Here is a 13,927-nt window from a genome sequence, read left to right as displayed (position 1 = left end):
TTTCCGCCTGTTTATCGTCCGCCCTGATGACTAATAAAGCGATTAAAGGTGATCTGCAGTGAGTTAATCATCCCCGATGACCAGCGAACGGCGCTGTTTTCGGCGAAGGTTTGCGGCATCCACACGGCATAAACAAACAGCGCCATACAGAGCGCGCGCTCCAGCTGGTTGCCTTTACGTGGCGCGAGGATCGGCAGGCGAAAACGCCAGCGGCAGGGCCACAGCAGCGGAACCCCCGCTGGCGTCAGCATATCGGCAAGAATATGGCTCAGATAACCCAGCACCAGTCCCTGTACCGCGTCGGCGGGCACAATCCAGCTTTCCGGTACTTTCAGATAAAACAGCGTCATGGCGCCGAAGACTGCCAGCAGGCTATGGGTAAACCCCCGATGGCCAAAGGCCCGGGCAACTGGTTTGGCTATCCAGCTTAATCGCTGCCCGAGAAACGACTTAGGATGATCGATATCCGGCAGCAGGCAGGTCAGCACAGCGGAGGGGACAATATGCCACCAGTCACCCTGTGCCAGCACGGGAGTTAACTCTGCGTTTTTCGCAAATACCGCACAGGCGATAGAAAAGAGGAGATGGCCTTCCGCCGTCATGATAAAAACCCTAAACTGTCAATTCATACAGTATAGGGTTTTTATACAGTACACGGAAGAGGTGACGGTGTAACTCTATGTCACAAAAATATCACCGTGCCAGCCAGCCGCCATCCACCGCAAGGGTATAACCATTCACGTAATCCGCCGCGCCGGAAGCCAGGAATACCACCGGGCCTTGCAGGTCATCGGCAACGCCCCAGCGACCGGCAGGAATACGGTCAAGGATCTCTTTGCTGCGTTCAGCATCATCGCGCAGTTGTTGGGTGTTATTGGTGGCCATGTAGCCTGGCGCAATGGCGTTGACGTTAATCTGGTGTCCCGCCCATTCGTTGGCCATCAGGCGGGTCAGGCCCAGCACGCCGCTCTTGGACGCGGTATACGAGGGGACGCGGATGCCGCCCTGGAAAGAGAGCATCGAGGCGATGTTAATGATCTTGCCGCCGCGCCCTTGCTGAATAAACTGCCTGGCAACCGCCTGCGATAAAAAGAACACCGACTTGAGGTTGAGGTTCAGCACATCGTCCCAGTCCTGCTCCGTAAACGTCAGGGCGTCCGCACGACGAATGGTGCCGGCGTTATTAACCAGAATATCGATATGGCCCATGGCGGAGACCGCTTTGGCGACGATCTCGCTAATATCATCCTGACGGCTGAGGTCGGCCTGAATGGCGGTGAACCGGCGGCCCAGCGCCTCGACTTTGGCGGCCGTTTCGTGGGGGATCTTCCGATTGACGCCGACGATATCACACCCGGCCTGCGCAAGGCCCAGCGTCATCCCTTGACCCAGTCCCTTGTCACATCCCGTCACGATCGCGACCTTACCCGTCAGGTCGAAGGCGTTAAGTACCATATTCACCTCTGTATGCCGATTGATATATACGTTAAACATCACCGTTATGTTCAAGCATAGAGGCTGAGGCAGGAAAAAACAATTAAAAATGAAACGCTGTTTTATTTTGTGATGAGCGGATTGTCACCCGCACATCACAACAGGAGGTAAAATCAGAGGCCGAGTTCAGCGGCGGTCAGCGAGGACAGGGTTGTGAGGCGGACGTCAGCCAGCACAAAACGTGGGTCGTTGCGGTTTTCCTCGGCAGGCACGACGATCGAGCGCATTCGGGCGGCTTTGCTGGCGATCATACCGTTGACGGAGTCTTCCAGCGCCACGCAGGCCATGGGGTCGACCCCCAGGCTGGCGGCGCAGTTAAGGTACACCTGCGGATGGGGCTTGCTGTAGGGCAGCGATTCGGCGGAGGAAAGGGCATCGAACTGGTCGCGTAGATCAAACATGGCGAGCACTTTTTCCAGCATACGTAACGGCGAGGCGGAGGCGAGGCCAATCTTCAGCCCCTGGGCTTTGCACAGGGCAACGGCTTCACGGGCGCCCGGCAGTAACGGCTGGGAGGCTTCAACCAGTTGAATCGCACGGTTGATAATTAGCGCGGTGACCTCGGCGCGGTCCGGGCCTTGCCACGGTTGCTGGGCAAACCACAGGTCCACTACTAAATCGATGCGCAGTCCCAGCATGTCCGGCAGCTCATCGCGGCGGCTGATATCGACGCCAAGGCTTGCAATAACCTCCAGTTCCGCCTGATCCCATAGCGGCTCGGAGTCAATCAGTAATCCATCCATATCAAAAATAGCGGCATGAATGTGTCGCTTTGCTGACATAAGTCCCTCTCCAGTAGCGTAAGTAGTATGAATATCTCCTCATGGTATATCATACCGCGCATTATTGGGCGAAATTCGCCACTGAAGGTAGACTTAGCAAGTGGTTAAGGCGTCTTAATTAAGGGGAATCGATGACGTATCAACAAGCTGGACGCATTGCAGTGCTTAAACGCATTTTAGGGTGGGTGATTTTTATTCCCGCGGTGATTTCGACGCTGATTTCGGTACTGAAGTTTATGTACGAGCACAGCGAAAAGAAGCCGGGCATTGATGCGGTGCTGATGGACTTTGCGCACGTCATGATTGAAATGATGCGTTTCAATACGCCATTTCTTAACTTTTTCTGGTACAACTCGCCGCTGCCGGATTTTCGACACAGCCTGAATATCGGCTTCTGGATTATTTATATCCTGGTGTTTGTCGGCATGGCGTTACAGGCCTCGGGTGCGCGGATGAGTCGTCAGGCGAAGTTCCTGCGCGAAGGGGTGGAAGATCAGCTGCTGCTGGAACAGGCTAAAGGGCCAGAAGGGCGCACCCGTGAGCAAATTGCGGGGAGTATCGTGGTGCCGCGTCATACCATACTGGTGCAATACTTTCCGCTGTATATCCTGCCGGTGATCGTGATTGTCCTCGGCTATATCTTCTTCTCTCTGCTCGGCTTCCTGTAACAAAAATGGCCCGGTAAACCGGGCCATTTTTCGTGTTACTCGCCAGGAATGGCGCGCGGTTTACCTTGATTGTCGACCGCGACGTAGATAAAAAGTGCTTCTGTAGCTTTATAGCGCTGACCAATCGGTTCTGAAGAGACCTTCTTCACCCATACTTCGATGTTGATGGTGATAGAGGTGTTGCCACGCTTCACGCAGCGCGCATAACAGCACACCACGTCACCCACGGCGACCGGTCGTAAAAAGGTCATGCCGTCTACGCGCACGGTCACCACGCGACCATGGGCGATCTCCTTGGCCATAATGGCGCCGCCAATATCCATTTGCGACATCAACCATCCACCAAAAATATCGCCATTGGCGTTCGTGTCCGCCGGCATCGCCAGGGTGCGTAAAACCATTTCGCCCTTCGGCGCGAGATCTGTTGTTGTCATTCTGTACTCTGTGCTGGTCAATGAAGATCAGCGCGATGCTACTATGAAAATGGCGGGGAGAAAAGCGACACGCAGAAAGCGGTGCGTGTCGCCAGAGCAGGGATTAGTGGTTATCGTCCTGCGGCATGTGGCGGTAGATATACACGCCGCTCAGCAGGGTGAAGACCAGCGTCAGCGCCGTCAGGCCGAAGACCTTGAAGTTGACCCAGATATTCTGCGGTAACCAGAACGCGATGTAGATATTGGCCAGCCCGCAAAGAATAAAGAACAGCGCCCAGGCAAGGTTCAGGCGCGACCAGACCTGTTGCGGCAGGGTCAGCTCTTTACCCAGCATGCGCTGGATCAGCGGCTTTTTCATCACCCACTGGCTGAACAGCAGCGCACCGGCGAACAGCACATAGATGACCGTGACCTTCCATTTAATAAACTCATCGTTATGGAAGAAAATCGTCAGACCACCAAAGACGGCCACCAGCACAAAGGTGATCAGCGCCATTTTTTCAACTTTGCGATAGCGTACCCAGGTGTAGATCAACACGATTGCGGTAGCGACAATCAGCGCGGTGGTCGCGGCGTAGATATCATAGAGCTTGTAGAATGCGAAGAAGACTACCAGCGGTAAAAAATCCAGAAACTGCTTCATACATTGGATCCGTTGTTCAGATATGGCCGGAATGATTACCGGCCAGGGTTAAATTTAGTGGCGAATAAGCATATACAAGCGGAACAGATAGATCAGCAGCAGGGCGGAAATCAGGTTGCTGATCGTATTGATGACCACTGCGCCGACGTTTGGCGTCAGTACCGCGAAGCTCGATGCAAACAGCAGCAGCAGGGTTTTCGCAAGCAGCCAGCCGAGGATCACCGGTGCCACCAGACGTAAATTGGCCCACGCCAGACGGATACTGCTACGCATGGCGTTGAAGATCCCCAGCTTATCCTGCACCAGCATGATAGGGGCAAAGGACAGCACGATCGCCAGCAGTACGCCCGGCACCAGAACCAGCATCATTCCCATCTGCACCACAAAAGTGGTGAACAGGATCAGCAACAGCAGCTTTGGCATGACCGGCGCAGAAGCACCAATCGCGCGCAGGGCGCTGACCCGCTGACCTGCGGAAACCAGCTGAATCAACAGCAGCATGCCGCCGGCGAGAATCGCATTCCCGACCAGACCGGAAAAAGTTGAGGCCGCCGAGGCACGCAGCAGGATCTGCTGTTGCTCAGGGGTCATGTTCTGTACCAGTTCAAACAGCCCGGCGCTACCCGCCAGATTGTCGCCTTCGCTAAGTATTGAGAGCTGCTCTTCACTGGGTGAAAAAGCATGGCCAAGGACTACCGTAATTAATGCGCACAACAACGCAATCAGCAAAATGGTGACGAACTGATTACGAAAGAAATTTCCCGTGTCACGGTAGACGGACTTCGCCGTGATAGACATGCACTCTCCTTGAGTATTGCTGGTGTTAGCTAGCCGGCGATTGTACCGCAAATCCCTTCGGCGTAGCACGCTCTGCTCACATCAGGCTAAGTATATCTTTGTAAAGACGGATGAAGACAACAATCACTCGCGGACACCGTTTTTCACGGCTGTTCGGGGAGTAAGTCGCCAGTATTAGCGCATCCGGGGTAAAACTGATGTAATCGACCATGATTCAATTACAGTCATTTACAGAAAATTAATCTGGATCAATAAATGTTACATCTCATGACTTAGTGTGATCTATGTTGGATCAAACATAACTCATTATGGGTATATTCACCGCGCAATAACCATAATGAGGAAGTGGATATGAAAAAATTAGCAGTGGCTGGCATTATTTTAAGTACCCTTTCTGGCGGCGTCTGGGCGCATGAAGCCGGGGAGTTCTTTATCCGTGCAGGTACGGCGACCGTCCGCCCGACGGAAGGCTCGGATAACGTGTTGGGAAGTCTGGGCGGGTTCAACGTCAACAATAATACGCAGTTGGGGTTAACCTTCACCTATATGGCGACGGACAACATTGGCGTTGAGCTGCTGGCCGCCACGCCGTTCCGCCATAAAGTCGGCACCGGCCCGACGGGCAACATCGCTACCGTAAACCTGCTCCCGCCAACCTTAATGGCTCAATGGTACTTCGGCGACGCGCAGAGCAAAGTCCGTCCCTATATCGGTGCCGGTATCAACTACACCACCTTCTTTAATGAAGATTTTAACGATACCGGCAAAGACGCCGGGCTGTCGGATCTAAGCCTGAAGGATTCGTGGGGGGCGGCAGGCCAGGTGGGGCTGGACTATCTGATCAACCGCGACTGGCTGCTGAACATGTCGGTGTGGTACATGGATATCGACACCGACGTGAAATTCAAAGCCGGCGGCGTGGACCAGAAAGTCAGTACCCGCCTGGATCCGTGGGTGTTTATGTTCTCTGCGGGTTATCGGTTCTAAACGCGTCTGCGCTGTCTGAGTGAAGCTGGTTGCAGTATGACCAGCTTTGCTGTTCCTGAGCTACGGGGCACGCCCGGCTTAGGCAGCAGGTGGCATGAGGCCAAAAAAAAGCCCGCACAAGTGCGGGCGAAAAATACTGGAAGCAATGTGAGCAATGTCGTACCGAATACCTGAGTGTTTTGCTCAACTATTCGGTAATGAGAAAGATAATAGTTCTCATCTAATATATCAACCCCAACTTTTGTGCGGAAGCGATTTTTTTAATCGATCATAAAAACGGTGCGTTTCTGACTGTTATCCTGCGGCCAGGCGCTGGCGGGGTGGGATGAAGCGGATGTGCGGGCGTTATTTCGTCTGACGCGGCAATATGCCAATAGCCTTCAGCAAAAATAACCGCCTGGCATGGTGCCAGGCGGTGGGTGCCGTTATGCCGCTTTGGTGGCAGCTTTCAGGCTCTGGACGAAGGTTTTCAGCTCGGCCAGCATGGCCTGCGGATCGTTCAAATTGCGCTCGATGATTTTGACGATCGCCGAGCCGGAAATGGCCCCGGCGGCGCCAGCGTCAAGCGCGGCAGTGACCTGATCCGGCGCGGAGATACCAAAGCCCTGCAGCGGTGGCGCGGCGTTGTATTCGGCCAGTTTTGCCACCAGATGGTGCAGCGGCAGCGCGGCGCGATTTTCCGCTCCGGTTACCCCGGCGCGCGACAGCAGGTAGGTATAGCCGCGTCCCCAGGAGGCTATCTGGCGCAGCAGTTCGTCATCTGCGTTCGGTGGGCAGATGAAGATCGGCGCGATGTTATGGCGCAGCGCGGCCTGACGGAACGGCGCGGACTCTTCAATCGGAACGTCGGCGACCAACACCGAATCGACACCCACGCGCTGGCATTCGGCGTAGAACGCGTCGATCCCCGGGCTGAACACCAGATTCGCGTACATCAGCAGGCCAATCGGGATCGTCGGGTGCTTTTGGCGGATCGCCGCCAGCATCTCAAAACATTGCGCCGGGTTAACACCGGCGGCAAAGGCGCGCAGGGTGGCACCCTGAATGGTCGGGCCGTCCGCCAGCGGGTCGGAGAAGGGGATCCCCAGCTCCAGCGCATCGGCGCCGGCTTCAATCAGCGTATCAATGATTTTTAACGACAGTTCCGGGGTCGGGTCGCCGAGGGTGACGAAAGGAACAAATGCGCCTTCCTGGCGGCTTTTCAGTTGTGCAAACAGCGTCTCATAACGTTCCATCAGATTTCCCCTCGCGCTTTCAGAATGTCGTGTACGGTGAAGATGTCTTTATCGCCGCGACCGGACAGGTTAACCACCAGCAACTGCTCTTTTTCCGGGTTCTCACGCATCATTTTCAACGCGTGGGCCAGCGCATGGGAGGACTCGAGGGCCGGAATAATCCCTTCATGACGGGAGAGGGCTTTAAAGGCGTCCAGCGCTTCGTTATCGGTAATCGAGACGTAATCGGCGCGCCCGGTACTGTTGAGGAAGGCGTGCTGCGGGCCAACCGACGGGAAATCTAGACCGGCCGAAATGGAGTAGGACTCTTCAATCTGGCCGTCTGCGGTCTGCATCATCGGTGACTTCATGCCGAAGTAGATGCCAACGCGGCCGTGTTTCAGCGGCGCGCCGTGTTCCCCGGTTTCAATCCCGTGGCCTGCAGGCTCGACGCCGATCAGTCCGACGTTGGTTTCGTCGATAAAGTCAGCAAACATCCCGATGGCGTTGGAACCACCGCCGACGCAGGCGATAACCGCATCCGGCAGACGTCCTTCTCTGTCCAGAATCTGCGCTTTGGTCTCTTCGCCAATCATCCGCTGGAACTCACGCACGATGGTCGGGAACGGGTGCGGACCCGCGGCGGTGCCGAGCATGTAGTGCGCGGTTTCGTAGCTGCCAGACCAGTCGCGCAGCGCTTCGTTACAGGCATCTTTCAGGGTGGCGGAACCGCTGTGCACCGGAATTACCTCAGCGCCCATTAAACGCATACGGAAGACGTTCGGCGACTGACGCTCAACGTCTTTTGCTCCCATATAGATGCGGCATTTCAGGCCGAGCAGGGCGCTGGCGAGCGCCGAGGCCACGCCGTGCTGACCGGCGCCGGTTTCAGCGATAATTTCGGTTTTGCCCATGCGCTTAGCCAGCAGCGCCTGACCCAGAACCTGGTTAGTTTTGTGCGCACCGCCGTGCAGCAGATCTTCACGCTTGAGGTACAGCGTGGTGCGGGTACCTTCGGTCAGGTTACGGCATTTGGTCAGCGCCGTCGGGCGACCAGCGTAGTTTTTCAGCAGATCGCTAAATTCGGCCTGAAACGCAGGATCTTTCTGCGCGCTGACGAACGCTTCTTCCAGCTGGCGCAGGGCAGGCATCAGGATCTGCGGGACGTACATACCGCCGAATTCACCAAAATAGGGGTTCAGTAAAGTACTCATTATTGCATTGCTCCTTAATATGCGCGCAGCGTCTGGAAAACCGAGGCCAGCTTGCTGGCATCTTTAATCCCCGGCTGCGACTCAACGCCTGAATTAAAATCGAGTCCGGCACAACCGCTTTTGGCGGCGTCTACACAGTTATCGGCACCCAGTCCACCCGCCAGTATGACGTTACGCAGGTCCTGGCCTTGCAGCAGTGTCCAGTCGAAACGCTGACCGCTACCGCCCTGGCCATTATCGAAAAGATACTTGTCGACGTGGTTGAGATCGCGCGGCGGCAGCGTATCGCTGACGCTCAGGGCTTTCCAGATCTCAACGCTATCCGCCAGCGCCGCGCGTAGGGCGTCGATGTAGGCCTGATCTTCGTTGCCATGCAGTTGAATGGCCGCCAGCTGCAGATGCTCTGCCCGTGCCGCTACTTCGGCGACGGGTGCATCGCGGAACACGCCAACGTAACGCAGCGGCGCCGCCTGGATAATCTCTTTTGCCTGAGTCTCGTTCACCACGCGTGGCGAGGTAGGGACGAAAATCAGACCGCCATAAATCGCGCCGGATTCGCAGGCAATCTGCGCATCTTGTGGACGGGTCAGGCCGCAGACTTTGTTTTCCCCGAGCAGCACGCGCTTCACGGCGCCATCGAGGTCGGCATGTTCCATCAGCGCGGAGCCGATCAGGAAGCCGTTGGCAAAATGGCTAAGCTCGCGCACCTCGGCGTAGGTATGAATACCGGATTCGCTGATCACCGTGACATCATGGCCCAGACGTGGCGCCAGCTGACGAGTGCGGTTCAGGTCGATCGACATATCGCGCAGGTCGCGGTTGTTAATCCCGACCACTTTGGCTTCCAGCGCAATCGCGCGCTCCAGCTCTTCTTCGTTGCTGACTTCGGTCAGCACGCCCATATTCAGGCTGTGGGCGACGGCGGCCAACTGACGATACTGCTCGTCATCCAGCACCGACAGCATCAGCAGGCAAGCATCGGCCTGGTAATAACGCGCCAGGTATATCTGGTAAGGATCGATGGTGAAATCCTTGCACAGTATCGGCTGCGGCGCGATGGCGCTGACGATCGGCAGAAAGTCGAAGCTGCCCTGGAAATATTTCTCATCACACAGTACGGAGATGGCTGAGGCGTAGTTTTTATAGACGCCGGCGATAGCGGCCGGGTCAAAATCCTGGCGAATCAGTCCTTTCGACGGAGACGCTTTTTTGCATTCCAGAATAAACGCGGTGCGGGTTCCGGCAAGCGCATCGTAAAAATGACGCTGTGTCGGGACGACCTCATTCAGAAAACTGGCTAACGGTTGCTGTTGTTTGCGGGCTTCTACCCAAATCGCTTTGTCGGCAACGATTTTTGCTAAAACGGTCTGCATTATTTACCCTCTTGCCGCTAATGCGGTCACTCTGTCATAGGCCGCTCCACTGCGCAGCACGTTGATCACCTGCTCAGCGTTGGCTTTCAGGTCTTCATGCCCGTGTAAACGCATCAGCATCGCGACGTTAGCGGCGACAGCGGCTTCATGAGCGGCTTCACCTTTACCTTGTAGCAAGCGCGTAAGAATGTCACGGTTTTCTTCCGGCGTGCCGCCGGCCAGTTGCTCCTGATGGTAAGGGGTCAGACCGAAGTCCGTTGCCGTCAGCTGGTAGCTTTTGATTTCACCGTTGTGCAGCTCGGCAACCACCGTCGGCGCATGCAGCGACACTTCATCCATCCCGCCGCTATGCACCACCGCCGCACGTTGATAACCCAGCACTCGCAGAGTTTCAGCAATCGGCAGCACCAGTTCCGGGCTGTAGACGCCAATCAGCGCCAGCGGCGGATGCGCCGGGTTGATCAACGGCCCGAGCACGTTAAACAGCGTGCGGGTTTTCAACTGCTGACGGACCGGCATCGCGTGACGGAAACCGGTGTGATACTTCGGTGCGAACAGGAAGCACACCCCCAGTTCATCCAGCGCGGCGCGGGATTTATCGGCATTCATGTCCAGGTTGATACCGAAGGCGGCCAGCAGGTCGGAAGACCCCGATTTGCTGGAGACGCTACGGTTACCGTGTTTCGCCACCTTCAGGCCACAGGCCGCGGCAACAAAGGCGCTGGCGGTGGAAATATTGATGCTGTTGCTGCCGTCGCCGCCGGTGCCAACGATATCGGCAAACAGGTAATCCGGGCGTGGGAACGGCGCGGCATTTTCCAGCAGCGCGGTGGCGGCACCGGCAATTTCCTGCGGCTGCTCGCCACGCACTTTCATGCTGACCAGTGCGGCAGCCAGCTGCTCGGGCTTGACTTCACCCCGCACGACCGCAGAGAACAGCTGATGACTCTCCTGCTGGCTCAGGGTTTCGGCCTGATACAGTTTTTCCAGAATCGGCTGGATGGTGTTGGTTTGCTCCAGTTTCTGCAGCGCCCACGCCAGCGTTTGTTCCAACAGGCGCGCGCCCTGGGTGGTGAGAATAGATTCCGGATGGAACTGGAAGCCGCAAACGCGATCCGCATCATGACGTACTGCCATTACCATGCCGTTAAAGTTGGCGTTGATAGTCAGCCCGGCGGGAATATTGCTGCCGACCAGTGAGTGGTAGCGGGCAACCGGCAGCGGATTAGTCAGTCCGGCAAACATCGCCTGGCCGTCATGTTCAATGCTGGAGGCTTTACCGTGCAGGATCTCACCAGCCTGGCCGACATAGCCGCCGTAGGCTTCGACAATCGCCTGGTGACCGAGGCAGATGCCGATGATCGGCAGCTTGCCGCGCATCCGGGTCAGCAACTCAGGCATGCAGCCCGCTTCGCTGGGGGTGCCAGGGCCTGGGGAGAGCATCAGTACCGGGTTGTCCATGGTGCCGATACGCTCAATCAAGGTCTGTGCCGGGACGGAGTTACGGTAAATCACCACGTTATGGCCGTTAGCGCGCAGCTGGTCTGCCAGGTTATAGGTAAAAGAATCGATATTATCGAGCAGCAGAATGTCGGCCATCAGAAAGTCTCCTTAGCGTGGTGGGCCTGGGCGATTGCGCGCAGCACCGCGCGAGCTTTATTGCGGGTTTCATCCGCTTCGGACTGAGGCACGGAATCCAGAACGATACCGGCACCGGCCTGAACAGTGGCAATGCCATCCTGGACATAGGCAGAACGAATGACGATGCAGGTATCGAGGTCGCCGTGGGCGGTAAAGTAGCCGACGGCACCGCCGTAGCTGCCGCGACGCTTACCTTCGGCAGCGGCGATGAGCTGCATGGCGCGCACTTTTGGCGCTCCGCTGAGGGTGCCCATATTCATACAGGCGCGGTAGGCGTGCAGGACGTCAAGGTCGCTGCGTAGTTCACCGACCACGCGGGAAACCAGGTGCATGACGAAAGAGTAGCGGTCAACTTTGGTGAGATCGGCGACGTAGCGACTGCCTGGCGTACAAATGCGTGCCAGATCGTTACGCGCCAGGTCGACCAGCATCAGGTGCTCGGACATCTCTTTATGGTCGGTACGCATTTCCAGTTCGATACGGCTGTCGAGATCGCGGTCCAGCGACCCGTCGGCACGGCGGCCGCGAGGACGGGTACCGGCAATCGGGTAGATCTCGATCTGGCGGCTCAGCGCGTCATACTTCAGCGAGCTTTCCGGCGAGGCGCCGAACAGCGAGAAATCGTTATCCTGCATAAAGAACATGTACGGGCTAGGGTTGCTCTTCTTCAGCACATCGTAGGCCGCCAGTGCCGATGGGCAGGGCAGCGAGAAGCGGCGCGATGGCACCACCTGGAAAATCTCACCGGCCCGGATGGCGCGCTGCATTTTGCGCACTACGGCGCCGTACTCTTCGTCGGTCTGATCGCAGTCGCAGGTCATCGCTTCGACTTTAGTGACCGGCAGCGGCGCCGGCGGTTCGTTAAGCTGCTGGCGCAGTTGGGCGATGCGCTGCGTCAGGCGCTGTTTTTCGCTCTCCAGCGGGGTGAACAGGCTGGACTGAATGCGGGTGTTTTTGGTCTGGTGATCGATAACCAGCAGGGTTTCCGCCAGGTAGAAGCAGTAATCCGGGCAGGCGGTATCGCTCTCCAGCGGCGGCAGGTTTTCAAATCCGGCTACCAGGTCATAGGCAAAGAGGCCACCGAAGAACATCGCTTCACGCTCATCTTGCGGAACGGTTACCAGTTCCTGCAGCAGGCGGAAGGCATCGAAGACCGATAAAGAGCACAGGCGAGCGTCTTCATCCAGCAGGGCGCTGATCGGTGGAAACGTCAGGGTTCTGATGTTTGGCTGGCGCTGATTGTCGATGCCCGCCGGCAGCACGTTATCCAGTAGCTCCAGCAGGGCCGCGCCGTTGGCGGAGAGTGCCTGGATAGTGACGGTGTCACTTAATGCGGTAATACGCAACGCGCTATCAACCAGCAGCAGGCTCTTTAAATCATCTTTACTGTCAATGTCTGCAGATTCCAGCAGCAGCGTGGCGGGACGCGCGCCGCACAGCTGGTGGAACAACGCCGTCGGGTTTTCGCGGTAGATGGCGTCGCTGGTGAGAAGCTCGAGTGCCGGTTTTGTTGTTTGCATTATTATTCTCGCCTTTCGGTATAATATTTTGTCCAATAAAAAGCCCGCTCATTGGCGGGCCGGGTATCTGTATGCTGAGTGCAAAACGCGATTACGCCGCCCGATATCAGGAGGTGCGCCACCAGCCGTGCAGAGTGATAGATTGCGTTTTCATCGTGATACCCCTTCATGTGAACTTGCGTACTAGTTAACTAGTCCAGAGGAATAAAGTCAACCCTTGTTTGCAGATTTTCTCCGCGAGTCGGTATGATAATGCGCTAATTTAAGTCTATGTCCAGCAGGAGTCTCTTTGAGCGACAGTCAATACGCAGTCATTTACGATCTGCACAGCCATACCACCGCCTCTGACGGGCGGTTGACTCCAGAAGAACTGGTTCATCGCGCGCACCAGATGCGGGTCGGGACGCTGGCAATCACCGACCATGATACCGTGGCGGCGATCCCCGCGGCCCAGGCCGAAATTACCCGCTCCGGCCTGCCGCTGACGCTGGTGACCGGCGTTGAGATTTCCACTCTGTGGGAAAACCATGAAATTCACATCGTGGGTCTCAATATTGATATTGCCCATCCGGCAATGACCAGCCTGTTAGAGGAACAGAAAGCCCGCCGTATGCTGCGGGCGCAGTTAATTGCTGAACGGCTGGACAAAGCGCGGATCCCCGGCGCCTGGGAAGGAGCGCTGGCGCTCGCCGACGGCGGGGCGGTTACCCGCGGTCATTTCGCGCGCTTCCTGGTCGAAGCCGGTCACGCCAGCAATATGGCCGACGTTTTCAAAAAATATCTCGCACGTGGGAAAACCGGTTACGTTCCCCCGCAGTGGTGTACAATAAAACAAGCGATTGATGTCATTCATCATTCTGGCGGCAAAGCGGTTATCGCCCATCCCGGGCGTTACGACCTCTCCGCCAAGTGGCTGAAACGGCTGTTGGCCCACTTCAGTGAGCAGGGTGGCGATGCGATGGAGCTGGCGCAATGTCAGCAGGCACCCCACGAACGTACGCAGCTTGCCGCGTACGCTGCACAATTTGGCCTGCTCGGCTCGCAAGGTTCTGATTTTCATCAGCCTTGCCCGTGGATTGAGCTGGGCCGCAAGCTCTGGCTACCCGCAGGCGTAGAAGGGATCTGGCACAGCTGGGAAACGGCCGCAGAATAAAATTGA

Annotated in this window: 14 protein-coding genes and 1 other annotated feature; of the genes, 3 read left to right on the top strand and 11 right to left on the bottom strand. The window is 56.7% G+C overall.

Features of this window, described 5'->3' with window-relative positions; translation table 11 throughout:
• Positions 1–11 precede the first annotated feature (11 nt).
• From ACMYSN_RS03900 to hxpB, 3 genes are all read right to left on the bottom strand, one after another.
• Positions 12–602, bottom strand: a complete 591-nt coding sequence (locus ACMYSN_RS03900; RefSeq protein WP_174508930.1) for a metal-dependent hydrolase — start codon at positions 600–602, stop codon at positions 12–14.
• A 91-nt stretch (positions 603–693) separates the two neighbouring features.
• Positions 694–1,455, bottom strand: a complete 762-nt coding sequence (gene kduD, locus ACMYSN_RS03895; RefSeq protein WP_174508929.1) for a 2-dehydro-3-deoxy-D-gluconate 5-dehydrogenase KduD — start codon at positions 1,453–1,455, stop codon at positions 694–696.
• A 152-nt stretch (positions 1,456–1,607) separates the two neighbouring features.
• Complete coding sequence (gene hxpB, locus ACMYSN_RS03890; protein ID WP_462497081.1) at positions 1,608–2,276, bottom strand: hexitol phosphatase HxpB; 669 nt, start codon at positions 2,274–2,276, stop codon at positions 1,608–1,610.
• Between the two features lie 131 nt (positions 2,277–2,407).
• Here hxpB and ACMYSN_RS03885 point away from each other — a divergent pair, with 131 nt between their 5' ends.
• A complete protein-coding gene (locus ACMYSN_RS03885; RefSeq protein WP_123754018.1) occupies positions 2,408–2,944 on the top strand; it encodes a YniB family protein in 537 nt (178 codons plus the stop codon).
• Positions 2,945–2,979: 35 nt separating this feature from the next.
• Here the strand turns inward: ACMYSN_RS03885 and yciA are convergent, their stop codons facing one another.
• The 3 genes from yciA to ACMYSN_RS03870 form a co-directional block, all read right to left on the bottom strand.
• Entirely contained in the window at positions 2,980–3,378 is a 399-nt protein-coding gene (gene yciA, locus ACMYSN_RS03880; RefSeq protein WP_095096945.1) for an acyl-CoA thioester hydrolase YciA, read from the bottom strand.
• Between the two features lie 103 nt (positions 3,379–3,481).
• The gene (locus ACMYSN_RS03875; protein ID WP_462497080.1) at positions 3,482–4,021 is read right to left on the bottom strand and encodes an inner membrane-spanning protein YciB; all 540 of its coding nucleotides are present in this window, start codon (positions 4,019–4,021) and stop codon (positions 3,482–3,484) included.
• Positions 4,022–4,075: 54 nt separating this feature from the next.
• Positions 4,076–4,819, bottom strand: a complete 744-nt coding sequence (locus ACMYSN_RS03870) for a YciC family protein (protein WP_123754021.1) — start codon at positions 4,817–4,819, stop codon at positions 4,076–4,078.
• 351 nt (positions 4,820–5,170) lie between these two features.
• Between ACMYSN_RS03870 and ompW the strand changes: the two genes are divergently transcribed.
• Complete coding sequence (gene ompW / locus ACMYSN_RS03865; protein ID WP_462497079.1) at positions 5,171–5,806, top strand: outer membrane protein OmpW; 636 nt, start codon at positions 5,171–5,173, stop codon at positions 5,804–5,806.
• A 425-nt stretch (positions 5,807–6,231) separates the two neighbouring features.
• Here ompW and trpA read toward each other — a convergent pair whose 3' ends face one another.
• Genes trpA through ACMYSN_RS03840 form a run of 5 tightly spaced genes read right to left on the bottom strand, consistent with a single transcriptional unit; the run spans position 6,232 to position 12,768 of the window.
• Positions 6,232–7,041, bottom strand: a complete 810-nt coding sequence (trpA, locus tag ACMYSN_RS03860; RefSeq protein ID WP_462497078.1) for a tryptophan synthase subunit alpha — start codon at positions 7,039–7,041, stop codon at positions 6,232–6,234.
• Positions 7,041–8,234 (bottom strand): tryptophan synthase subunit beta, encoded by a 1,194-nt coding sequence (gene trpB / locus ACMYSN_RS03855; RefSeq protein ID WP_462497077.1) that lies wholly within the window; start codon positions 8,232–8,234, stop codon positions 7,041–7,043. Before trpB ends, trpA begins: the two co-directional genes overlap by 1 nt.
• Positions 8,235–8,248: 14 nt before the next feature.
• Entirely contained in the window at positions 8,249–9,607 is a 1,359-nt protein-coding gene (gene trpCF / locus ACMYSN_RS03850) for a bifunctional indole-3-glycerol phosphate synthase/phosphoribosylanthranilate isomerase (RefSeq protein WP_462497076.1), read from the bottom strand.
• A 3-nt stretch (positions 9,608–9,610) separates the two neighbouring features.
• Complete coding sequence (gene trpD / locus ACMYSN_RS03845) at positions 9,611–11,206, bottom strand: bifunctional anthranilate synthase glutamate amidotransferase component TrpG/anthranilate phosphoribosyltransferase TrpD (RefSeq protein WP_123754028.1); 1,596 nt, start codon at positions 11,204–11,206, stop codon at positions 9,611–9,613.
• Positions 11,206–12,768, bottom strand: coding sequence for an anthranilate synthase component I (locus ACMYSN_RS03840; RefSeq protein ID WP_462497075.1), 1,563 nt, complete (start codon positions 12,766–12,768; stop codon positions 11,206–11,208). The genes trpD and ACMYSN_RS03840 overlap by 1 nt, the downstream gene beginning before the upstream one ends.
• Before the next feature lie 34 nt (positions 12,769–12,802).
• Positions 12,803–12,898, bottom strand: a sequence feature (Trp leader region).
• Positions 12,899–13,057: 159 nt separating this feature from the next.
• On the opposite strand from ACMYSN_RS03840, the gene rnm reads away from it, so the two are divergent.
• The gene (gene rnm / locus ACMYSN_RS03835) at positions 13,058–13,921 is read left to right on the top strand and encodes an RNase RNM (RefSeq protein ID WP_462497074.1); all 864 of its coding nucleotides are present in this window, start codon (positions 13,058–13,060) and stop codon (positions 13,919–13,921) included.
• The last annotated feature ends 6 nt before the right edge of the window (positions 13,922–13,927 follow it).

The organism is Klebsiella sp. R445 (assembly GCF_051131755.1).
Taxonomy (GTDB): Bacteria; Pseudomonadota; Gammaproteobacteria; order Enterobacterales; family Enterobacteriaceae; genus Klebsiella; species Klebsiella lignicola.
The sequence above is the reverse complement of the archived record's forward strand: the minus strand, read 5'-3'. Positions and strand labels throughout refer to the sequence as shown.